24 protein-coding genes are annotated in these 21,591 nt (G+C 67.3%); 12 read left to right on the forward strand and 12 right to left on the reverse strand.

Going from position 1 to position 21,591, the window contains the following annotated elements; all coding sequences use genetic code 11:
* Positions 1 to 10 precede the first annotated feature (10 nt).
* Positions 11 to 718 (forward strand): EthD domain-containing protein, encoded by a 708-nt coding sequence (locus H289_RS0107780; protein ID WP_020100206.1) that lies wholly within the window; start codon positions 11 to 13, stop codon positions 716 to 718.
* Positions 715 to 1,485 carry an enoyl-CoA hydratase/isomerase family protein gene (locus tag H289_RS0107785; RefSeq protein WP_020100207.1) on the forward strand — a complete coding sequence of 257 codons (771 nt, stop codon included), beginning with the start codon at positions 715 to 717 and terminating at the stop codon, positions 1,483 to 1,485. Before H289_RS0107780 ends, H289_RS0107785 begins: the two co-directional genes overlap by 4 nt.
* Before the next feature lie 2 nt (positions 1,486 to 1,487).
* Here the strand turns inward: H289_RS0107785 and H289_RS0107790 are convergent, their stop codons facing one another.
* The gene (locus tag H289_RS0107790) at positions 1,488 to 1,676 is read right to left on the reverse strand and encodes a (2Fe-2S)-binding protein (RefSeq protein ID WP_020100208.1); all 189 of its coding nucleotides are present in this window, start codon (positions 1,674 to 1,676) and stop codon (positions 1,488 to 1,490) included.
* A complete protein-coding gene (locus H289_RS0107795) occupies positions 1,676 to 2,314 on the reverse strand; it encodes a hypothetical protein (RefSeq protein WP_029104922.1) in 639 nt (212 codons plus the stop codon). Before H289_RS0107795 ends, H289_RS0107790 begins: the two co-directional genes overlap by 1 nt.
* Positions 2,315 to 2,588: 274 nt before the next feature.
* Between H289_RS0107795 and bfr the strand changes: the two genes are divergently transcribed.
* Both bfr and H289_RS0107805 read left to right on the forward strand, forming a co-directional pair.
* Positions 2,589 to 3,068, forward strand: coding sequence for a bacterioferritin (bfr, locus tag H289_RS0107800; RefSeq protein ID WP_020100210.1), 480 nt, complete (start codon positions 2,589 to 2,591; stop codon positions 3,066 to 3,068).
* 113 nt (positions 3,069 to 3,181) lie between these two features.
* On the forward strand, positions 3,182 to 3,664 hold the full coding sequence (locus H289_RS0107805; protein WP_020100211.1) for a carboxymuconolactone decarboxylase family protein: 483 nt from the start codon (positions 3,182 to 3,184) through the stop codon (positions 3,662 to 3,664).
* A 7-nt stretch (positions 3,665 to 3,671) separates the two neighbouring features.
* On the opposite strand, the gene H289_RS0107810 is transcribed toward H289_RS0107805, so the two are convergent.
* On the reverse strand, positions 3,672 to 4,115 hold the full coding sequence (locus H289_RS0107810) for a nuclear transport factor 2 family protein (protein WP_020100212.1): 444 nt from the start codon (positions 4,113 to 4,115) through the stop codon (positions 3,672 to 3,674).
* The gene (locus tag H289_RS0107815) at positions 4,105 to 5,904 is read right to left on the reverse strand and encodes an N-acyl-D-amino-acid deacylase family protein (RefSeq protein ID WP_020100213.1); all 1,800 of its coding nucleotides are present in this window, start codon (positions 5,902 to 5,904) and stop codon (positions 4,105 to 4,107) included. The genes H289_RS0107810 and H289_RS0107815 overlap by 11 nt, the downstream gene beginning before the upstream one ends.
* Positions 5,905 to 6,028: 124 nt before the next feature.
* On the opposite strand from H289_RS0107815, the gene H289_RS0107820 reads away from it, so the two are divergent.
* Together H289_RS0107820 and H289_RS0107825 are read left to right on the forward strand one after the other, a co-directional pair.
* Positions 6,029 to 6,940 carry a dienelactone hydrolase family protein gene (locus H289_RS0107820; RefSeq protein WP_020100214.1) on the forward strand — a complete coding sequence of 304 codons (912 nt, stop codon included), beginning with the start codon at positions 6,029 to 6,031 and terminating at the stop codon, positions 6,938 to 6,940.
* Complete coding sequence (locus tag H289_RS0107825) at positions 6,937 to 7,320, forward strand: cupredoxin domain-containing protein (protein ID WP_020100215.1); 384 nt, start codon at positions 6,937 to 6,939, stop codon at positions 7,318 to 7,320. The genes H289_RS0107820 and H289_RS0107825 overlap by 4 nt, the downstream gene beginning before the upstream one ends.
* Before the next feature lie 4 nt (positions 7,321 to 7,324).
* Here the strand turns inward: H289_RS0107825 and H289_RS0107830 are convergent, their stop codons facing one another.
* The gene (locus tag H289_RS0107830; RefSeq protein WP_020100216.1) at positions 7,325 to 8,608 is read right to left on the reverse strand and encodes a cytochrome P450; all 1,284 of its coding nucleotides are present in this window, start codon (positions 8,606 to 8,608) and stop codon (positions 7,325 to 7,327) included.
* 81 nt (positions 8,609 to 8,689) lie between these two features.
* On the opposite strand from H289_RS0107830, the gene H289_RS0107835 reads away from it, so the two are divergent.
* Positions 8,690 to 10,618: a flavin-containing monooxygenase gene (locus H289_RS0107835; RefSeq protein WP_029104924.1), complete on the forward strand. Its 1,929-nt coding sequence runs from the start codon at positions 8,690 to 8,692 to the stop codon at positions 10,616 to 10,618.
* 13 nt (positions 10,619 to 10,631) lie between these two features.
* Here the strand turns inward: H289_RS0107835 and H289_RS0107840 are convergent, their stop codons facing one another.
* Both H289_RS0107840 and H289_RS0107845 read right to left on the reverse strand, forming a co-directional pair.
* Positions 10,632 to 11,048 (reverse strand): DUF6188 family protein, encoded by a 417-nt coding sequence (locus tag H289_RS0107840; RefSeq protein WP_029104925.1) that lies wholly within the window; start codon positions 11,046 to 11,048, stop codon positions 10,632 to 10,634.
* A 66-nt stretch (positions 11,049 to 11,114) separates the two neighbouring features.
* Positions 11,115 to 11,321: a hypothetical protein gene (locus H289_RS0107845; RefSeq protein WP_110772358.1), complete on the reverse strand. Its 207-nt coding sequence runs from the start codon at positions 11,319 to 11,321 to the stop codon at positions 11,115 to 11,117.
* Positions 11,322 to 11,702: 381 nt separating this feature from the next.
* On the opposite strand from H289_RS0107845, the gene H289_RS0107850 reads away from it, so the two are divergent.
* Together H289_RS0107850 and H289_RS0107855 are read left to right on the forward strand one after the other, a co-directional pair.
* Entirely contained in the window at positions 11,703 to 13,004 is a 1,302-nt protein-coding gene (locus H289_RS0107850) for a DUF7159 family protein (protein ID WP_020100220.1), read from the forward strand.
* 91 nt (positions 13,005 to 13,095) lie between these two features.
* Positions 13,096 to 13,860: a L,D-transpeptidase gene (locus tag H289_RS0107855; protein WP_036420310.1), complete on the forward strand. Its 765-nt coding sequence runs from the start codon at positions 13,096 to 13,098 to the stop codon at positions 13,858 to 13,860.
* Here the strand turns inward: H289_RS0107855 and H289_RS0107860 are convergent.
* Positions 13,850 to 14,599: a helix-turn-helix domain-containing protein gene (locus tag H289_RS0107860; protein ID WP_051128438.1), complete on the reverse strand. Its 750-nt coding sequence runs from the start codon at positions 14,597 to 14,599 to the stop codon at positions 13,850 to 13,852. The genes H289_RS0107855 and H289_RS0107860 overlap by 11 nt on opposite strands.
* Before the next feature lie 168 nt (positions 14,600 to 14,767).
* Between H289_RS0107860 and H289_RS0107865 the strand changes: the two genes are divergently transcribed.
* Complete coding sequence (locus tag H289_RS0107865) at positions 14,768 to 15,112, forward strand: hypothetical protein (RefSeq protein ID WP_020100223.1); 345 nt, start codon at positions 14,768 to 14,770, stop codon at positions 15,110 to 15,112.
* Here H289_RS0107865 and H289_RS0107870 read toward each other — a convergent pair.
* Positions 15,084 to 16,343, reverse strand: coding sequence for a cytochrome P450 (locus H289_RS0107870; protein ID WP_020100224.1), 1,260 nt, complete (start codon positions 16,341 to 16,343; stop codon positions 15,084 to 15,086). The genes H289_RS0107865 and H289_RS0107870 overlap by 29 nt on opposite strands.
* Positions 16,344 to 16,625: 282 nt before the next feature.
* Between H289_RS0107870 and H289_RS0107875 the strand changes: the two genes are divergently transcribed.
* Complete coding sequence (locus H289_RS0107875) at positions 16,626 to 17,090, forward strand: hypothetical protein (protein WP_020100225.1); 465 nt, start codon at positions 16,626 to 16,628, stop codon at positions 17,088 to 17,090.
* Here the strand turns inward: H289_RS0107875 and H289_RS0107880 are convergent.
* A complete protein-coding gene (locus tag H289_RS0107880) occupies positions 17,087 to 17,815 on the reverse strand; it encodes a Crp/Fnr family transcriptional regulator (protein WP_020100226.1) in 729 nt (242 codons plus the stop codon). The two genes, H289_RS0107875 and H289_RS0107880, sit on opposite strands and share 4 nt — an antisense overlap.
* A gap of 162 nt (positions 17,816 to 17,977) precedes the next feature.
* Here H289_RS0107880 and H289_RS0107885 point away from each other — a divergent pair, with 162 nt between their 5' ends.
* Positions 17,978 to 18,649 carry a PAS and ANTAR domain-containing protein gene (locus H289_RS0107885; protein WP_020100227.1) on the forward strand — a complete coding sequence of 224 codons (672 nt, stop codon included), beginning with the start codon at positions 17,978 to 17,980 and terminating at the stop codon, positions 18,647 to 18,649.
* Here the strand turns inward: H289_RS0107885 and H289_RS0107890 are convergent, their stop codons facing one another.
* Positions 18,650 to 20,890 carry a molybdopterin-dependent oxidoreductase gene (locus H289_RS0107890; protein WP_020100228.1) on the reverse strand — a complete coding sequence of 747 codons (2,241 nt, stop codon included), beginning with the start codon at positions 20,888 to 20,890 and terminating at the stop codon, positions 18,650 to 18,652. It lies immediately after the preceding gene.
* A complete protein-coding gene (locus tag H289_RS0107895; protein ID WP_029104929.1) occupies positions 20,887 to 21,456 on the reverse strand; it encodes a TetR/AcrR family transcriptional regulator in 570 nt (189 codons plus the stop codon). Before H289_RS0107895 ends, H289_RS0107890 begins: the two co-directional genes overlap by 4 nt.
* Positions 21,457 to 21,591: the final 135 nt, after the last annotated feature.

The following is a 21,591-nucleotide window of genomic DNA, read 5'->3' on the forward strand; positions in this document are numbered from 1 at the left end:
GGGAGATTCGATGGAGAAGGTCATGGTCACGCTGCGGCGTGACACCGCCGATGACGCCTGGTGCGAGCGGCTGCGTACCGAGGTCGCCGAGGAGCTGCTGGCGCTCGGGGTGCCCGGACTGGCGGTCAACGTCAAGGACGGCGCGGTCCGGGACTCGCTGATGCTGCTGACGACGCTCGAGCCGCCGGTCGTCGCGGTGATCAGCGTGTGGACGCAGCAGTACTACGGCGCGCAGATGACCGCGGTGCTGGATCGGCTGCGCGCCGAATGTGCCGAGCTGGCCGCATATCTGGTCACCGAGTCGGTCCCGATGGCCGGCCCGGCGATCTTCGTCGGGGAGCGCACCACGGGCCTTGCCAACGTCGCGTTGCTGCGCCGCCCCGATGGCCTGGACGAGCGAGAGTGGTTCCGCCGCTGGCACATCGACCACACGCAGGTGGCCATCGACACCCAGTCCACGTTCGGTTACACGCAGAACGCGGTGGTGCGTTCGCTGACGCCCGACGCCCCGCAGCTCGGCGCCATCGTCGAGGAGCTGTTCCCCATCGAGGCGACCACGAGCCTGCATGCCTTCTTCGGCGCCGCCGACGATGCCGACCTGGCCGACCGCGCGGGCAAGATGGCCGCCAGCACGTCGGCCTTCGGCGCCAACGTCAACATCGACACCGTGCCCACCAGCCGCTACATCATGCGTAACCCGTTTGGAGACAACCTGTGACCGACCCCGCCGCGCTCGTTGAGATCGACGACACCAACCGGGTCCGGACCCTGACCCTCAACCGGCCCGACGCGCTCAACGCGTTCAGCGAGGCGCTCTACGATGCGACGACGATCGCGTTGAAGGAGGCCGCGGCCGACCCGGAGGTGTCGGTGGTCCTGCTCACCGGCGCCGGCCGGGCATTCAGCGCCGGCAACGACCTGGTCGAAATGCAGGAGATGGTCACCAACCCTGAATATCAGATGGGGGAGTACGGCTTTCCCGGCCTGATCGAGGCGCTGACGGCGTTTCCGAAGCCGCTGATCTGTGCAGTGAACGGGGTCGGCCTGGGTATCGGCACCACGATCCTCGGCTACGCCGATCTGGCGTTCATGTCGACGACGGCGCGGCTCAAATGCCCCTTCACCAGCCTGGGCGTGGCGTCGGAGGCGGCGTCGTCATACCTGTTGCCGCGGTTGATGGGCCGGCAGAACGCCGCCTGGCTGCTGCTGTCCTCGGAGTGGGTGAGCGCCGAGGAAGCCCTGCGCATGGGTCTGGTGTGGCGGGTCTGTGAGCCCGACGACCTGCTGCCCGAGGCCCGTCGTCATGCGGAAATCATTGCGTCGCGGCCGCTTTCGAGCCTCATGGCCGTCAAGCACGCGATGGTGGAACCGACCCGTGAGGCGATCGTCGCGGCGACGCAGCGCGAGTCGGGCCAGTTCGCCGAGTTGCTCGGCGGCGCCGCCAACGCCGACGCGCTGACCGCCTTCGTGGGGCGCAAGGGGTAGCGCTAACCCGCCTTGTGGACCGGGCAGTCGGTGCGGGCCGCTTCGATGATGGCCCGCACGGTGCGGCGGCAGCGGCCGCAGTCGAGGCCGGCGCCGCACTTCTCGGCGATCTGCTTCGACGTGGTCGCTCCACCCTCGACGAGTTCGGTGACGACCTGGCTCGTCACCCCGGTACACAGACAGACGAACATCAGTCGGCCGCCTCGTCGATCGACGTGATGTGGGCCAGGGTTCCGACGAAAACAGTTGGGTAGACGCCGAATCCGGCGGCCGACATCCATTCGGCGGCGGCGTCGGGGTGATCGATCCAACGGCGGGCGGCGGCCTCGTTCTCGATCTGTTGCAGGATCAGCACTTCGTGGCCGTCGTCGAAGGCCCGGTATACCCAGACCTTGCACACGCCGGCGTCCCGGAACCGGGCGGCGGCGTCGTGCACCTTGTCCATCAACGCGGGGACGTCCTCGACCGCGGTCACGACGCCGACGACGACGGACGCGACGGAATGCTGGCCCGGTGGTGGCGTGGCGAGGTCGATCTTCTCGACCACTTCGCCGGCGAAGACCGCGGGGATGTCGTCTACGCCGGAGGTGTCGAAGAATTCGAATATCGCGGGCGAACGCAGAACTTCGCGGACTGAATTCGCATTACGGATGCCCACGGTGGCCAATACCCGTCCCGGTTCCCAAAGTGACGAATACACCACCACGTGGTGTGCGGAGAGTTCGGTGAGAATCGAGCGGTGCGATTTCAGCCGCTCCCACATCGATTCCACATCGTCGACGCGATAATCGGCGGCAAGAATGAGCGAGTGCAGCGGCTGCTCGCTCATCGGGTCCTGCCATTCCATGGGTTCGCTCGGGACCGCGACGGACGTCGCGGGGGTTAGTGCAGTCTAACCTTACTTAGGGCAGCCAGTCCATAGCCGCTGGCCAGCGGCGGAGTCCCGGATCTCGATACCTGGGATGCGGGCCCGAATCGGATGGGAAACGCGGGGGTCAATCCCGTCGCCCCGTGGGTGGCGCTGGACTAGGTTGGGAACCGGCGCGATGTTGTTCCGCGCCCGTGACACTTGACCCAGCCCCGATGGTGTTAAAGGAGCCGAAATGCAAGGCGACCCCGAAATCCTCAAGCTGCTCAACGAGCAATTGACCAGTGAACTCACCGCGATCAACCAATACTTCCTGCATTCGAAAATGCAGGACAATTGGGGCTTCACGGAATTGGCCAAGCACACCCGTGAAGAGTCGTTCGAGGAAATGCGCCACGCGGAGACGCTCACCGACCGCATTCTGCTGCTGGACGGGCTGCCCAATTACCAGCGGTTGTTCTCGCTGCGCGTCGGGCAGACCCTGCGCGAGCAGTTCGAGGCCGACCTGGCCATCGAGTACGAGGTGGTCACCCGGCTGAAGCCGGGCATCATCATGTGCCGCGAGAAGGGCGACGCGACGAGCGCCAACATCTTCGAGGCCATCCTCGCCGACGAGGAAGGCCACATCGACTATCTGGAAACGCAGCTGGAGCTGATGGACAAGCTCGGCGAGCAGCTCTACGCGGCCCAGTGCGTGTCGCGCCCGCCGTCGTAACGAGTCCCGCTCGGACGCGGCCTCGCCCTCCGGGGCGGGGCCGTTGTCGTTCGCGCTGAATTCGTCCGCCAAGAAACTAGAACTTGTTTCAGTTTTGGCGTAGCGTGCGAAAAGTGAGCCGAATCGGAGATTTCACCGACGAAGACGTAACCGCCTGGGTGGTCAAGTCACCCGACATCGGCACGGCCATGGCGGGTTTCACCAACGCCGTCTACACCAAGGGCCGCTTGCCGCTGCGCGTGCGCGAATTGGCCCGCGTGGTGATCGCCCTCGACAACGAGTGCGTGGTGTGTCAGAACACCCGCGATTCGGCGGCCGAGGCGGAGGGCGTCGACGAAGACCTCTACAACCACGCCGGCGTGTGGCAGACCTGGCCCGGCTACTCCGAGCAGGAGCGCATCGCCGCCGAGTTCGCCTACCGGTTCGCCTCCGACCACACCGGGCTGCGCGACGACGAGGACTTCTGGGCCCGTGCCGCAGCGCATTTCAGCGACGAGCTGCTGACCGACCTGGCGCTGTCGTGCGCCATGTGGCTCGGCATGGGCCGCATGCTGCGGACCCTCGACATCGGTCAGGCCTGCAAGATCACCCTCTGAGCGGGGTTTAGACCAGGCCCGTCGCGTCGAAGATCCACGACATGTCGGCGGTCGCGAAGTTCTCCAGCCAGGACGGCGGCGCGAAGTTCGACAGCGCACCCATGTCCCAGTAGTCCTTCCACAGCGTCACCTTGCCGTTCTCGACGCGGTGCACGGTGACGAACTTGAGGATCGCGGATTCCCCGGTCTCCCAATGCCATTCCTCATGGTGCTCGTACATGGCGTCGGCGCCGTTGGTCAGTAACAGGCCGTCGAAGTTCTCATATGAGGCCAGCGGCTCCAGGCCGATCTTGAGCCGCTTGACGATGTCCTCGGGCCCGCGCGCGGCGGCGGCCGGCCCCACCGGCATGTCCAGGTAGATGCAGTCGTCGGACACGAAATCCTTCAGCCGCTCCCAATCGCGCGCCGACAGCGCCTGCCACAGACCGTGGACCGTATCCTCAACCGACACTGGCGAACTCACCTTCCTTGGCGACGGGCAGGGCAGGGGTCTGACGGGCGAACCGCAGGAAGCGGCCCGTGCGGGTGGTGCCGACCAGATCGGTCGGCACGCCGTCGCGGACGACCTGCCGGCCGCCGACGAACACCGCGGCGACGGTGGCGTCGTTGCGGTTGACCATGCGGGACAGCCCGCCGTACTGCTCGACGGGGTCCTCGGCGTAGGCGTCGAGCGAATCGTCCAGCCGCTCGGGGTCGATGACGACGAGGTCGGCGCGGTCGCCGACGCGCAGATGCCCGGCGTCCAGGCGGTACCAGTCGGCGAGTTCACCGGTGAGCCGGTGCACGGCCTGCTCGACGGACAGGAAGGGCGTACCGGCGCGCTCGGCGTCGCGCACGTGCCGCAGCAGGCGCAGGCCCATGTTGTAGAAGGCCATGTTCCGCAGATGCGCACCGGCGTCGGAGAAACCCAGCTGGATGCCGGGGTCGCGGGCCAGCTTCTTCAGCACCTCGGGGCGGTGGTTGGAAATCGTTGTGCGCCAGCGGACATCGCGGCCGTATTCGAGCACCAGATCGAGGAAGGCATCGACCGGATGCAGCCCGCGGTCGACGCCGACCTGGCCGAACGTCTTGCCGACGAGGGATGCGTCGGGGCAGCCGACGATCTCGGCGTCGAAGAAGTCGCGGTGCCACACGCGCACGCCGAACTTGTTCTCGTAGTCCTTGCGGAACTGGCGACGGTACTCGTCGTTGCGCATCAGGTCGTTGCGCTCGACCTCGTCGCGCAGGTGCAAAGCCGCTGCGCCCGAACCGAATTCCTCGAACACCACGAGATCGATGCCGTCGGCGTACACCTCGAACGGCACCGGCAGGTGCTGCCACCGGAAGTTGCCGCCGAGCTTGTTCACCAGCCGGGCGACCGGACCCATGATGGTGATGGCGTACGGGTTGGCCTTGATGTCGGCGGCCGACAGCAGGCTGGTCTTGAGGTTCTCGCGGAACAGGCCGAGCGACTGGGCCAACTGCGACACCAGGTTCAGTGGGTTCTGCAGGTCCGGACCCGACTGCAGGATGCGGCCCGAGCGACGCAGCTGTGTCTTGAGCCGGCGGAGTTCGCGCGCCTTGGCATAGGTCGACGGCAGAGTGCGGGACCGGCAGGTGTCGCCGTCGATCTTGTCGAAAAGCAGCTGTTGCGAAGACATTCCGACGAATCCGGCCTGCAGCGCGGCCGCGAGCATCTGCTCCATCTCGGCCTGCTCGCCGCGGGTGGGACGCACGTCCTTGCGGGTGGCGCGGTCCAGACCCATGACGGCGGTGCGCATGTCGGAGTGGCCGATGAATGCGGCCACGTTCGGCCCGAGCGGCCGGTCCTCGAGCGCGGTGACGTAACCCTCTGCGGTGTCCCAGGTCTTGTTCTCGTCGACGGCGGTGATGACGTGGTCGCGCGGGATGGCCTCCACCCGGCCGAACAGGTCACCGGCGTCCTCACCGCCGACGTGCACCGTGGACAGCGAGCAGGAACCGAGCATCACGGTGGTCACGCCGTGCCGCAGCGACTCGGCCAGGCCGGGGCCGGCCAGCACCTCGACGTCGTAGTGCGTGTGGATGTCCAACAGGCCGGGCGTCACCCATTTGCCGGTGGCGTCGACGACGTTCGGGCACCCGGTGTCGTCCAGGTCCACGCCGATCGCCACGACGTGTCCGTCGCGGATTCCGATGTCCCGGACCGCGGAAGGCGCGCCGGTTCCGTCGAACCAACGGCCGCCCGCGATGATCGTGTCGAACGTCGTTGCAGAGGTCACCTAACTATAGAAGCGTGCCGGTCAGGCCCATGTCAATGAAAAAGTGAACACTTTCCAAAAAATGTCTACTCGTCCTGGGGAAACCTTGTGACGACGCTCAGGATCAGGGCGGATACTGGCTCGGGTGACCCCCTTGCAGCGGTACATCGCCGAGGAAATCGCCACCGACCACGTCGACGGATTGCTGTCCCGTCGTGAGGCGCTGCGCAGGCTCGCGCTGCTGGGCGTTGGCACTGCGGCCGCCAGTGCGCTGATCGCGGCATGCGGTGAGAATCGAGGCCCCACCGCGGCCACCACGTCGAGCACGTCGTCGGGCAAGCCGTCGATCGCGCCCGGCCCACCGCCCGGTATGGAGAACGCAATCCAGCCCGAACCGATCACCTGGGCCGACGGCAAGCTGCAGGGGTCCTGGGCCGCGGCCGCCCAGCCGCGCGGTGCCGTCCTGGTGATCCACGAGAACAAGGGCCTGACCGATTGGGTGCGGTCGGTAGTCGGCCGCTTCGGCGGTATCGGGTACTCGGCGCTGGGCATCGACCTGTTGTCGGCGCAAGGCGGCACCGCGGCCTTCACCGATCCGGCCGAGGCCACCGCGGCGCTGGGCAAGATTCCGCCGGACCAGTTCATCGCCGACCTGCGGTCCGGGCTCGACGAACTGCAGCGGCGGGCGCCCGGCATGAAGCTCGCGGTGCTCGGATTCTGCTTCGGCGGTGGGCTCACGTGGCAGCTCCTGGCCGCCGGCGAGCCGAGGCTGGCGGCGGCGTTGCCGTTCTACGGTCCGCTGCCCGACCCGCACGACTTCGCCGGCTCGAAACAGGCTGCGGTGCTGGCCTTTTACGGCGCCAAGGACGCGCGCGTGACGGCGAGCAAGGACGCCGCGGCAGCCGCGCTCGAGCAGGCCGGCATGGTCCATCAGATCGTCGTCGAGCCCGACGCCGATCATGCGTTCTTCAACGACTCGGGCCAGCGGTACAACCCCACCGCGGCCGCCGACGCCTGGGCACAGACGCAGTCCTGGCTGCAGAGGTACCTGGCATGACGACGACGCGCATCCCGGCTCTGCTCGTGGCAGCGGCACTCGCCGCGGCAGTGACCGCGGCGTGTTCGGCTCCGGCCCCGGCACCCAACAGCACCCCGACAACCAGCGCCGTACCGGTGACCGGTCCGGTGCAGGGGCCGGCCATCACCATCACCGCGCTCAACTTCGGCGACCCGCTGACCGTGCCGCCCGGCGCGAAGATCACCGTCGTGAACAGCGACGACGTCGCTCACACCGTGACGTCAAAGGTGAAGGGACAGTTCGACGTCAAGGTCGGCGGCAATGCGCAAGCCACCTTCACCGCACCCACGGCACCGGGCCGCTATCCGTACTACTGCGTGTATCACCCCGGGATGGTCGGTGTCCTGATCGTCCAGTAACCGGTCAGCGCGGCGGCGTCCAGCTGACCGGCAAGCGCTTGATGCCGTGGATGAACTGCGACCACAGCCGGTCGGGCTCGTCGGTGGCCGCCAGGTCGGGCACCCGCCGGTGAATCTCCTCGAACGCCACGGCGATCTCGCGGCGGGCCAGGTTCGCACCCAGACAGAAGTGTGCGCCACCGCCGCCGAAGCCCAGGTGCGGATTGGGGTTGCGGTGCACGTCGAACAGCCAGGGCCGGTCGAATTTCGCCTCGTCGCGGTTGGCCGAGCCGTACCACAGCGTAACCTTCTGCCCGGCTTGCATTTTCACGCCGCTCAGCTCGAAGTCCTGCGTCAAGGTCCGGCGCATGTAGACGACGGGGGAGGCCCAGCGGATGATCTCCTCGACGGCGGTGGGCGCCACCGCGTCGTAGTCGGCCCACCACTGGTCCCGCTGGTCGGGGAACCGGCTCAGCGTCAGCACCCCGTGGCTGATCGCGTTGCGCGTCGTCTCGTTCCCCGCGACCACCAGCAGGATGAAGAATGACGCCACCTCGCTCGAGGTCAGTCGTTCGCCGTCGACCTCGGCCTGCACCAGGGCAGTGGTCAGGTCGTCGTGGGGATTGCTGCGCCGATCATCGGCCAGGGCGGTGGCGTAGGCGCCGATGTCCATGGCGCACCGGAAGAACTCCTCGTAGTCGGTGGTCAGATCGGGATCGCCGAACCCGAGAATGATGTTGGTCCAGTGGAAGATCCGTTCGTGATCCGGCTCCGGGATGCCCATCATGTCGCAGATGATCTGCAGCGGCAGGGGACCGGCCAGGTCGGCCACGATGTCGCCGTGCCCGTCCGGGTGCCGCTCGATCATGGACTCGACCAGGCCGCGGGCCCGGTTGCGCACCGACGCCTCCGTCCGCGCCACCACTTTCGGGGTGAACGCACTGCGCACGATGTTGCGCAGCCGCGTGTGCCGCGGGTCGTCCATGACGATCATCGAGCCGAAATACTCGGCCAATTCCGGCGTTTGTTCAGGGATCGTGATGCCGTCGGCGGAGCTGAAGATGTGCGGGTGACGGCTGGCGAAGAACACGTCGTCGTACCGCGTCAACGCCCAGTGGCCGGGGCCCGTTTCGAACCCCTCCTGGGCCAGCTCGCCGTGGAAGGCGATGGGTGCCTCGCGCCGCAGCGTGGCGAACGCGCCGTCCCGGATCGCATCGCGCCGGCCCCAGAACTTGATCGAACCGAGGTCGATGTCGGACAGTGCGAGGTCCGCCGGGGGTACGCCGTTCTCGAGTAACGCGATGGCCATCTTCGGAGCGTAAAGCCCGGCTGTACCGCACCGCGGGAGAATCGGCTGCGAACATTCCGTTGGACGTGATAGTTCCTTGTGGTGCGCAACCCACATGCAGGACAACCGTTTACGACCTCCGACGAGGACATCGCCCGTGCTCTGCTGGACGTCAGCATCCCGACGCTGATGCTGTCGCTGGTGCACATGTCCGGTGATCCGGAGCTGATCCGCGGTGCCCTGCGCCCTGCCGGGCTGTTCCTCAACGAGGTCCAGGGCTACATGTCCGAGGACGACAAAGCCGCGGTACGCACCCTGGCTCTGCAGGTGATCGCCGACTACCGTGACCGCGGCTGTCCCGAGCCGGAACCGATCGGCGCGGAGTTGCTCAAGGAGATGATGGAGTGGCTGGTCTGCGAACCGGTGCCCGACGAGTACGTGCCGATGGTGCTGGAGGAGATGGAGCTCGATGGCACGGATGTCCGAGCCGGGGCTGCGGGACGTGACGCCGAATCGGCCGCGGATTTTCCGGTCCTCGTCATCGGCTGCGGCGAATCGGGACTGCTCGCCGGTATCCGACTGAAAGAGGCGGGAATTCCGTTCACCATCATCGAACGCGCTGCCGGGGTCGGCGGCACGTGGTGGCACAACAGCTATCCCGGCGCCCGCGTCGATGTCGGAAATCACTTCTACTGCTACAGCTTCGAACCCAGCGACCACTGGACGCAGTTCTTCGCCGAACAACCCGAACTGCAGGCGTATTTCGAACGCATCCTGGACAAGTACGGCATCCGCCCGCACGTCCGGTTCGAGACCGAGGTCACCGGCGCGACGTGGGACGAGGCCACCGCGACATGGCAGGTGACTGTCCGCACCGCGGACGGAACGGTTGAGACGGTGTCGGCGCGCGCCGTCGTCAGCGCCGTCGGGCAACTCAATCGTCCTTACCTGCCGGCCATCTCGGGACGTGATGATTTCGCGGGCCCGGCATTCCACTCGGCGCAGTGGAATCACGACGTCGACCTCACCGGCAAGCATGTCGCGATGGTCGGCGCCGGCGCCAGCGGCTTCCAGATCGCGCCGTCGATCGCCGGGAAAGTCGCTTCGCTCAACATCTTTCAGCGCACCGCGCAATGGATGTTTCCCAACCCCAACTACCACGCCATGGTCGGCGACGGCGTCAAGTGGGCGCTGAAGCACCTGCCGTTCTACGGCCGCTGGTACCGCTTCCTGCTGTTCTGGCCCGGCTGCGACAAAGGTCTGGCCGCGGCCCGCGTCGACCCGGACTATCCCGATCAGCAACGCGCGGTGAGCGAGATCAACGATGTCACCCGAATCATGTTCACCGAGTGGATCAAAGGCCAGATCGGTGACAACCCGGACCTGCTGGCCAAGGTCATCCCGGACTACCCGGCCACCGGCAAACGCACGTTGCAGGACAACGGAAGTTGGCTCCAGACCCTCACACAGGACCACGTCGAACTGATCCGCACACCCATCGCGCGCATCGAGCACGACGCCGTCGTGACGGCCGACGAGCAGCGCCATCGGGCCGATGTGATCGTGTACGCCACCGGTTTTCACGCCGGCAAGGTGTTGTGGCCCATGACCGTCGTCGGGCGTGACGGCCGCGTGCTGGCCGAGCAGTGGGGTGAACGGCCCACCGCGTATCTCGGTATCACGGTCCCGGGATTCCCGAACTTCTTCTGCATGTACGGTCCCGGCACCAACCTCGCCAGTGGTGGCAGCCTGATCTTCCACTCGGAATGCCAGATGCGTTACATCTCAGAATGTTTGGACCTGCTGCTGGCCGGACACGGGAGGTGGATGGAACCGCGGCCCGAGAAGCTCGACGACTGGGTGCAGCGCAGCCAGGCCGAGATGCGCACCATGGTGTGGTCGCAGCCGTCCATCCGGCACTCGTTCTACAAGAACGCCGACGGCGACATCTACACGCTCAGCCCGTGGCGTCTGGTCGACTACTGGACCTGGACACGGACCGTCGACCCGGAGGACTACGCCTTCGGGTGAGCGGCCGGCCCGGTCAGCTGTTGACGGTCTCGTCGTCCGGCAGATCGTGCCGGACCACCCGCACCCGCCCGTGGGGCAGGCACGCGGCATAGCCGTGGTGCTTGCCGTAGAGCTCCCACGAGGTGTGCTCCTGATCGATGGGCACGTCGATGCGGTGTCCGTCGGCGAACGCCAGGTGCAGGCTGCCGTTGTCATCCCATTCGGCGTGTGTGCACTTCTGGCCGGCGAAATCGAACAACGGCCGCTCTTGCTTGCGCACGTCGGCCGGGTTGATCGCGACGACTTCCTGCGGGTCGGTCTCGGTGGCAGGCAGGGTCAGGGCCAGCGGTGCCGAGATGACGAGCTCGTTGTAGTCCTCCAGGTCCAGCACCAGTCCGTCGCGGAAGGAGATCCGCTGCACTGCGCATCCTTTAATCCACTGTTCGGTCATAACCCACTGTGTTACGACCTGGCCCGCTGCGCAAGATTGCGCCGGGCGGCGCCGGGCGGTGACGCGCTAGCGGTTGACGAGGGGAAAGGCGAGGGCGCAGCCGGATTCGATGGAGTGGGCCCAGGCGTCCTGCTCGGCAGAGGCCCGCAGGTGCCGGGGCCGCGCGGTCCAGCCGCAGGTGCACGTCGCGTAGGAGCAGCCGAGCCCGCGGACATGAACGCCCACCTCGCCATGGGACACCACGGTGGGCTGGGTGAGTGGCGGTGCCGTCATGATGTTGACCTCCTGGCCGGTCTTGTCCACAATTCTCGCGCCGCCCCGTCACAGGATCAGGCAGCGACAGGTCACAACTAGGCCACTGGATTACCTCAGCTGGCTCGCGTCAAACTTCGCGGTGGCGAGCGGGCCACGCCGAGCGGCGGTCGTGAAGATGGCTAATACTGATAACGGTTTGAACACAGCGCCGTGGGCAACTGGCAAATCATCGCAGGTCGGTGGCTTGCGGACGGGTGCATTGTGGCCCAGGTAACGGGTAAGGTCACCGGTCAAAGGGTGGCTTGTCTCACCACGATTCCGGATAGTTCCCGCACGCCGAAGCGCGCGTCATCGCCGGTCGTGCGTCGCCGCCGTGCGTTTTTTGAAGGGGTTGTTTGCGTGGACGCGGTGCTCGGGTTGGCCATGACTCCGTCGTCCATCGGCCTCGTTCTGGTGGAGGGCAACGACGTCGACGGGTTCACCATGGACCACGACGCCGTCGAGATCATGAATTCCGGTGATGCCACCGCCGCCGTGCTGCGCAGCGAGGCCCGGGCGGCGACGCGCGGGTTGCGGCTCAAGTCGATCGGGCTGACGTGGAGCGACGACGCCGATGCCGAGGCCTCGATGCTGATGCAGTCGCTGTCGGACTCGGGGTTCGACAACGTGGTGCCGGTGCGCTTCCCGGAGGCCAACGAGGCCGTGGCCCGCGGCATCGCCGACGCGCTGGGCTGTGGGACCACCGCGGTCTGCACCATCGAGCCCGAATTCGCGATCACCATGATCGTGCACGCGGCCAGCGGCGCCGTTCACACGGCCGTGAACCACTCCATCGGCTCCCGGGCGGGGCTGACCAGCTGGCTCAGCGCAGTTTTCACCCGCGCGGACTGGCAGCCGGAGGCACTCGTGGTCATCGGGTCCGCCGGTAACTTCGAGGCGATCCTGCCGGGGCTGCAGGATGCGCTCTCGGTGCCGGTGTTCACGCCGGAAGAAGCGGATTTGGCCCTTGCCCGCGGCGCGGCGCTGGTGTCGGTACGGTCGGGCGATTCCGAACTGTCCGAGCCGTACTACTTCGGTGACGAGGCGCGCCCCGACGAATGGGCCGGTCAGGATTTCGGCTGGGATCCGACCTTCGACGCGTTCGAGGAGCAGTTCGAGCGACCTGTCTTCGCGCCGGCCGGCCGGCATCGTTCGGGCGGTTCGTCCCGCTGGGAGCAGGTGTCGAGCTCGCCCGCGCTGCCCCTGACGATGCTGGCCGTGGGATCGACGGCGTTCGTGGCATCGGTGTCGATGGCGGTCACGCTGCAGTTCCTGCCCTCGCACGGTGGTACCTCGACGTCCGTCACCAAGAGCCCGCGACCCGCGGCGGCCGAGCAGGCGGTCACGCCGGCCGAGCCTCCGACGGTGCATGTGGCGCCCGCCGCCGAGCCGTCGGCCGAGCTGTCGACGCCCGTCGAGGCGCCGCTGTCCGATGCGCCGGTCGTCGAGCCGCCGGCGGCTCCCGTCGTCGAGCCGGAACCGGCAGCGCACCCCGAAGGCCTGCCGGCAGCCGACGCGCCGCCCGCCGCCACGGACATCCCGCCGGTGGAAATGCCGTCGAATGCGGTCGCCGTCGCAGTACCGGCCGAGGCCCCGGCGCCGCCGGCTCCGGCGCCTGCCGATGTCGCCCCGCCGGCTGAGCCCGTCGCGCCACCGCAGTAAAGCCTGAGGTCGGGACCCACGGCGTGCGGCTAACCGAAGTAACGCCTGGCGCCGAACTACGATATGTAGTGAACGTATCTCGGACCGGAGGATGGACCCCTTGCCCAAAACTGTGCGTTATGCGCTGGCTGTCGCCGCATCTGCGGTGATGATGCTGAGCGGCTCCGTGGGTGCTGCTGTCGCGGCGTTGCCCGAGTCCCTTCCGGTCGTCGCGATCACGCCGAGTGGCGGACCTGCCGTCGGGGTCGGGATGCCCGTCACGGTGACCTTCGGTCGGCCGGTGGCCGACAGGGGCCGCGCCGAGGGGACCATCGAGTTCTCGTCACCGAAGATGACAAAGGCACCCGCCGGGACATTCTCGTGGCTCGCGGACAACAAGGTGCAGTTCACGCCCACCACGTACTGGCCGGCGCACTCGTCCATCACGGTGTCGGTCGGCGGGGTCAAGCAGTCGTTCGAGACCGCCACGGCCACCCTCGGCGTCGCGAGCATCAGCGGACACACCTTCACGGTGAGCATCGACGGCCAGGTCGTGAAGACCATGCCGGCGTCCATGGGCAAGCCCAAGCACCCCACCCCGGTGGGTTCGTTCACCGCCATGTCGAAAGAGAGCCCCGTGGTCATGGACTCGCGGACCATCGGCATCCCGCTGAACGACCCGGAGGGCTACAAGTTGACGGTCTACTACGCGGTGCGGGTCACCTCGGGTGGCGTCTACGTCCACGCGGCCCCGTGGTCCGTTGCGCAGCAGGGCAATTCGAATGTGAGCCACGGCTGCATCAACCTGAGCACCGACAACGCGTCGTGGTACTACAACCAGGTGAACATCGGCGACCCGATCGTCATCAACGCGTAGCGGTTTCGCGGATTGCCTGCGCCGTCGCGTCGTCGGCGGGCAGGAACGCCTCGATGCTCAACTCCGCGGCGGTCAGGTCGAGCGCTGTGCCGAAAGTGGTGACGGTGCTGAGGAATGTCAGCACCTCGCCGTCGGGACCGTCGATCTCCAGCGGCACCGCGACGCCGCCGAGGTCGGACGATTCGACGTCGCCGCCGGGGTAGGCCTCGATCTCGGTGAGCAGATCGTGAAGCTCGGTCGAGGCGCTGCCGGCCACCTCGCGGCGCAGGCGACCGATCACGTGGTGCCGCCACTGCCCGAGATTGCGGATGCGGGGTGCCAGCCCGTCCGGGTGCAGTGAAATGCGCAGGGCGTTGGGTGGATTCAGCAGCTCGGGTGCGACGCCCTGGAGCAGCACCGCGATGCCGGCGTTGGCCGCGACGATGTTCCACAGATGGTCGACGGCCAGGCACGGGAACGGCTCGTATGCTGCGAGCACGCGATCGATCCCGGTGCGCACGGCGCTCATCTCCGGGTCGTCGAGCGACCGCTCGGCGTACACCGGCGCATGACCCGCGGCCAGGAGCAGCCGGTTCTGTTCTCGTGCAGGAACATTCAGCACGCTGCCGAGCTTGAGCACCATGGCGCGGCTCGGTGTCGACCGGCCGGTCTCGATGAAGCTGAGGTGGCGGGCCGACACGTCGGCCTCGATCGCCAGGTCGAGCTGGCTGATGCGTCGCCGCTGGCGCCACTGCCGCATGAGCGCTCCGAACGGTTGCGGCGAATGTGTCGGGGCGGCGCTGGTGACGGTCACGAATCAAGTGTCGCGGCTGCACGACCCGGTGGCGACTACCTGCGAGGTAATTGCGGCAATTACCTGACGGGGACAGTCTCGAATCGTCCGACAACGCAGCAGGAGGCGATCGAGATGCGCACCACCCACCCCGCAACCGAGCCGTCGACACCGGCGCCGCCGGTCTGGCTGCGGGCGGTCATGGCCGCCGACCGAACCGGATCGGCCTGGTACGTCGGTACCGGTTTCTTCTTCGCACCCGTGTTGATACTGGTATCGCCGTGGCCCGCGCTGACGACCGTGCTGTGGGTGGTCATCGCCGTCACCGGCTTGTGGCTCGGCCTGCTCGGCGTTGCGATGGCGACCGGCCTGGCGATGGTGCTGCACTCGGGCCAGGAGCTGTCCGACGACTACTGGCAGTCGCTGCTCGACTATCCCGACCGGTCGAAGGTCAGTGCGCGACAGCCGGTTTCGCGTTAGCGCCGGTGTAGTCGACCTGCCAGTGCTTGATGCCGTTGAGCCAGCCGGACCGCAGGCGCTCGGGCTCACCGAGCGGACGCAGGTCCGGCATGTGGTCGGCGATCGCGTTGAACATGAGGTCGATGGTCATGCGGGCCAGGTTCGCCCCGATGCAGTAGTGGGCGCCGGTCCCGCCGAAGCCGACGTGCGGATTGGGGTCGCGCATGATGTTGAACGTGTACGGGTCCTCGAAAACCTCTTCGTCGAAGTTGGCCGACCGGTAGAACATCACCACCCGTTCGCCCTTCTTGATCGGCACGCCGCCGAGTTCGGTGTCCTCCGTCGCGGTGCGCTGGAACGAGGTGACCGGCGTGGCCCAGCGGACGATCTCGTCGGCTGCCGTCGCCGGACGTTCCCGCTTGAAGAGTTCCCATTGGTCGGGGTGTTCCGCGAACGCCATCATGCCCTGGGTGATGGTGTTGCGGGTGGTCTCGTTGCCCGCCACCGCCAGCAGGATGACGAAGAACCCGAACTCGTCGTCGGAGAGCTTGTGGCCCTCGACGTCGGCCTGCACCAGGCGGGTCACCAGGTCGTCGCGCGGGTTGGCGCCCCGGTCGGCGGCCATCGCCATGCCGTACATGATCAGTTCGACCGACGCGGTGATGGCGTCGTTGCCGGCGAATTCGGGGTCCATGTCGCCGACCATCTGATTGGACCAGTGGAACAGCTTCTTGCGGTCTTCCTGGGGCACGCCCATCAGCCCGGCGATCGCCTGCAGGGGCAGCTCGCAGGACACCTGCTCGACGAAGTCGCCGTAGCCCGCGGTCGCGGCCTCCTGCACGATTTGTTGTGCGCGCCGGCTCAATTCGTCCCGCAGCAGTTCGATGGCGCGGGGCGTGAACATGCGCGAGATGATCTTGCGCAGGTGGGTGTGGTGCGGTGCGTCCATGTTCAGCAGCACGAACTTGCCGCGCTCGATCTGCTCGGTGACGGTGCCGTCCTGGTACCGGGGGATGGCGGTCTTCGCCTGGCTGGAGAACACGTCGCTGCGGCGGGACACCTCCTTGACATCCTTGTGCCGCGTCACCACCCAGTAGCCACCGTCGTCGAAGCCGCCCTTGCCCATGGGTTGTTCGTTCCACCAGATCGGCGCGACGTGGCGTAGTTCGGCCAGTTCCGCGACCGGGAGCCGCTGGGCGTAGATGTCGGGGTCCGTGAAGTCGAATCCGGCTGGGATGTTGGGTGCCGTCATGTGACGCTCCTCACTCTGCAACGTGTTCCAATTTAGTACCGCGTGCCGGTCGGAGCCGCAAGGTTATGCCGATAATTCGGCTCAGATTCTGGGCGAATGCCGATGCCCGCCGATGAGCGCAGCACTATTCGTCGTAGCTGATGCGCCCGCGGCAGGTGCGTTGTGGTGCCGGCCCCGATGGGGGATTCGTACGGTCGCACCACATTGATCCGGCAAATTCCCAGCAATACCGCAGTCACCTGTAGCACCATTGGTTACCGGAGACGGACGGGAGGGCAACACATGAGAATCCTGGACAGCGTCAAATTCCGCGCCGTGGGTCTGGCCTGCGCAGCGTTGCTGCTGCCGGTCGCGTCGGCAGCGCCCGCGTGGGCCGACGACACGGCGCCGGTCGACCTCTCCGCCGCGCCGATCGATCCGCCGCCACCGCCCGTGGATCCCAAGCCGGCCCCGGTCGGGAAGCCGGTCCCGGTGGCGAACGCCGCTCCGGTGCCGCACCTGTCCAGTCCCGAGAATCTGCCGCCGTACACAACGACCACCGCTGAGGGGTCGCAGGACACCGACCAGCTGTCGTATCTGCGCGATGTCTGGCACGCCGTCCAGGAGCGCGAGATCAGCCCCAAGGAGGCTCTCGTGCTGCTGGCGCAGCGACCCATGGACGCCGATGCGGCACCGCCGCCGGGGATGCCCGCCGGTCCGCAGGCGCCGGTGGCAGCTCCGCCCGCGCCGGACGCTCCGGCCGGTTAGCTCGGCCGGCCCGCGTCGCGCACAGCCGTCAGCGCCTGGTGGACGACGCGGTAGCACTCGCACGCGATCTGCCGGAGCGCGACGCGGTCGACGATCTCGATGTTGCCGCGTCGATAGATGATCAAGCCCTCACGTTGCATCCGTGCCGCCGTGTCGGAGATGGTCGGGCGCTGGACACCCAGCATCTGCGACAGGCTTTCCTGCGTGCTCGAGAACTGTTGGCAGTCGTAGCGGTCGTGGGCGGCCAGCAGCCAGCGCGCCAACCGTGCGCGCACCGAGTGCGCGCTGGTGCACAGCACGTTCTGGGCCGTCTGGATGAGCAGATAGTCGGTGAACCGGTCGATCGCGTCGTGCCACGGGCCACCTTCGGTGGTCACCTGCAGAAACTCCGCGACCGGAACGTAGGCGGTGTCGCCGGCGCACCAGCAGACGACGGTCTGGCGGCTGTTGCGCGCGCCGAGATGGCCTGCGATGCCGACCAGGCCCTCGGATCCGACGGTGCCCACTTCGATCCCGGCGCCGTGCTCGGACTCGGCCAGGACCGAATAGACCGAATCAAGGGGGAAGTGGATGTGGCTCAACGGGTTTCCGGCCCGTTGGGCGACGTGGCCGATGGGGCTGAAGTCGATCTGGATGTGCGGCAGCAGTCGGTCGAGGCGGTCGCTGTCGAGGGTTGCGAGCACCGCGTTGCGGTGCAGATCGCTCAGCTCAACCCCCGTGCCCACCCATGCAAGCTACTCGACGGGTGCGCCGTCCCGATACGGACAAGTCACGGCGCGTCGGTGATTTGTTATGTCAGAGAGCTGACATAACGGCTAGTATTTGCGGGCCCGCCCCTCAACGCGGCCTGGGTGTAGCCCTCATAGAGATCAAACGATTGGTTCCGTATGCCTGATGCACTGGCCGATGACGCCGATGCCGACAACGCGTCCGAGCACTGGGAAGTCGCTGCGGTCCTGGCCGGCGGCGATTCGCCGAAAGCCGGGGGATTCAAGTTCTTCGTCGCCGATCAGCGGTGGGTCTGGTCCGAAGAGGTGGCGCGGATGCACGGCTACTCGGGGCAGGTGGAGCCCACGACCGAGTTGCTGCTGAGTCACAAGCACCCCGACGACCGGGCGAGGGTGGCCGAAATCCTCGAGCGGGTGCGGTCGGGCGGCCTGTTCAGCAGCCGGCACCGGATCATCGACACCGATGGCAAGACCCATTGGATGGTGGTGGTCGGTGACCACATGACCGACGAATCGGGTGAGGTGGTCGGCACGCAGGGCTACTACGTCGACGTCACCGACACCATGCAGGCCGACCTGACGTCGGAGATCAAGCAGGTCGTGAAATCCCGCGCCACCATCGAGCAGGCCAAGGGCATTCTGATGGCGGCCTACGGGATCGACGCCGACCGCGCGTTCGACATCCTGACGTGGCGCTCGCAACTGACGCACGTCAAAGTCAAAACTGTTGCGGCACAGTTTCTCGAGGCGGTCATGCGCGAGGGGCTGTCGCCCGAGAGCGTCAGCACGATCGACCGGCTGCTCCTGCCGGGCGACCCGGTCGCCAGCTGATCAGGCCGTCAGCGCCTCGATCCGGGCCGGCACATGCTTGTGCCACGGGGTACCCGCGAACGCATCGCGCCAGTCCGCCGACGTGAGGTCGTTGGGCGCCACGCCGGGCACCCGCTTCTCGCCGTCGGCTTCGGTGAAGTCCACGCCGAACCCGTTGGGCAGCGAGGCGTGGCCCGGCAGCATGACATCGGTGACCTCCACCGAGGCCTCCGCGGTCCCGGCGGCCGTCGTGATGCGGGCCCGTCCGCCGTCGACGAGTCCCAGCGCCGCGGCGTCCTCCACGCTGACCCGCAGCGCGCCGTCGGCGTCACGTTTGCGCCAGCCCGGATCGCGGATGATGTCGTTGGCGGTGAACGCCCGGCGCTCACCGGCCGACAGCACGATCGGGTATTCGTCGGAGATCAGCGGCGGCCGGTCGGTGGCGAGCGCCGCGAGTTCGGTGAGCATCTCGGGTATCTCGAGGACGAACTTGCGGTCGGGGTGCGTCACCAGCGTCCAGTCGTCCGCGTACTCGTGCTCCGTGAACGTCACCCCGGATCGGCCTTCGAGGATCGCGGTGAACAGCGCGTTGCCGTCCGCATGGCCGGCCCGGCGAACCGCATCCGGGTAGGTCATGGCGGTCTTCTGCGCCAGCCCCCACAACGCGGCCGCACCGGCCAGTCCGTCCGGCAGCGTCGGGCCCAGGGTCTCGTAGAGCACATACGGCAGCACGCGGCCCAGCGCCGGGTTGGCTCCCACCGCGCCGAAGAACGCTCCGAGGTAGGCGTCGAGGCCGTCGCGGGCGGCCCGGCGCAGCGGGTCGAGTTCCGCGTCCTCGACGACGCCGAGCGCGCGCACCAGCCGCGCCCAGATCTCGGGTTCGGGCAGGGTACCGGGCAGCGGCGTCATCAGGGGGTGGCGCAGATGAAAGGTGTTGTGCGGGAACTCGAGATTGAAGAACGTGGCCTCGGGTTTCTCGAACTGGCTCGCCGCCGGCAGCACGTAGTGGGCCAGCCGGGCGGTCTCGGTCATCGCGACGTCGATGACCACCACCAGTTCGAGCGCGCCGAGCGCGTCGCGCACCGCATTCGAGTCGGCGATGGAGTGCGCGGGGTTGCTGCTCTCGACGATCATCGCGCGGAAGCGGTCCGGATGGTCGGTCAGGATCTCCTGCGGCACGACGTTGGACGGCAGCAGCCCGGCGATGATGGGAGCGCCGGTCACCGGAGAGCGGCCGACGCCGCCCGCGGCGAACAGTGGCGCGAACGACGAATGCAGATGCTGCCCACCGCGTTTGGCGAAGTTGCCGGTCATGATCCACAACATCTTGTTCAGGTACGAGCACAAGGTGCTGTTGGGCGCCTGCTGAACACCGAGGTCCTCGAACACCGAAACGCTTGCCGCATCGGCAATCCGGCGTGCCGCGGCGCGCAACAGCTCGGCGTCGACGCCGCAGCGCCGGGCGAACTCGTCGATGTCCACCGCGTACAGCGCCTTCCGTACCGGTTCGACGCCCGTGACATGTTCGGCGAGAAACGCCTCGTCGCACAGGTTCTCCTGGACCAGAACCGCCGCCAGGGCCGACAGGCACCACGCGTCCGTCCCGGGGCGTACCCGCAGGTGGAAGTCCGCCATCTTGGCGGTGTCGGTGAGTACCGGATCGATGACGATCATCGACCGCTGCGGGTCTTTCGCGATGTCCTGCAGCACGGTGCGGGCTCGCGGGAAGCTCTGTGACATCCAGGGGTTCTTCCCGATGAACACCGACACCTCGGCGTGTTCGAACTCGCCGCGGGTATGTCCGCCGTAGAGCTGCGCGTCGACCCAGAACTCGCCGGTCTTCTCCTGCGCCAACGCATTTGACCGATACCGGCTGCCGAGCGCCTTGAGGAACGCGCCGCTGTAGGCGCCGCCCAGGTGGTTACCCTGGCCACCGCCGCCGTAGTAGAAGATCTTGTCGCCACCGTACTCGTCGCGGATCCGCGAGAAGCCCTCGGCGATCTCGGAAATGGCGGTGTCCCAGTCGATTTCCTCGTAGGTGCCGTCAGGGCGCCAGCGCATCGGTGAGGTGAGGCGGTCGCGGTTGTTCTGGTAGTGATCCAGCCGCAGTGCCTTGTTGCAGGTATAGCCCTGCGAGGCCGGATGTGCCTTGTCGCCACGGATTTTCGACAGGGTACGGCCGTCGAGCTGGACGACGATGCCGCAATTGCACTCGCACAGGATGCAGGCGGTCGACTGCCAGCCGGCCTGGGTTTCGGTCATGAAGACGCCTTCCGTTGGGTGATGGCGGCAGTCACGAGGGCGCGCAGCTGCCGATGCACGAGGTCCAAGGGGGTGGTGGAGCCGGTGGTGCGGGCCACCAGCACGGCGCCTTCGATCGCGGTGGTGGCGAGCATGGCCAATTCGGCGGCTTGTTCGGCGGACACGCCGTCGGCCCGCAGCTGCTCTTCGAGCTGTCCGAGCCAGCGGGTGAAGGCGGCTGCGGCGCGTTCGATGACAGGCGGGTTGTCGGCCTCGACGGCGACCGCGACCACCGGGCAGCCGGCCCGGAACTCGGTCTCGGTGAGTTGGGTCCGGAAGCCGTCGACCAGCACGTCGAGTGCCTCGAGCGCGGTGCCGGCCTTGTCGATCCGGCGGGCGATGTACTCGCCGGCGAAATCGATTGCCTCGCAGAGCAGTTGGGTGCGGCCGCCGGGGAAGTGGTGGTATGCCGAGCCGCGCGGTGCCCCGCTGTGGGCGAGCACGTCCGCGATGGCCGTCGACTGTGCGCCCCGCTCGCGGATGAGCAGTGCCGCAGACACGATCATGCGTTCACGAGGACCAGCCATCCGCGCCCTTCCGTCCGATTATGTATGCAACCATACATAATCGGCAGGCGCGGGTGAAGGGGATCGAGTCCGCCAAGACCTCGGATTCCAGCCACCAGGTGACTGCAATCCGAGGTCTTGGCGGTTATCCACAGC

Origin of the sequence: Mycobacterium sp. 360MFTsu5.1 (genome assembly GCF_000383495.1) — a bacterium.
Classification (GTDB): Bacteria; Actinomycetota; Actinomycetes; order Mycobacteriales; family Mycobacteriaceae; genus Mycobacterium; species Mycobacterium mucogenicum_B.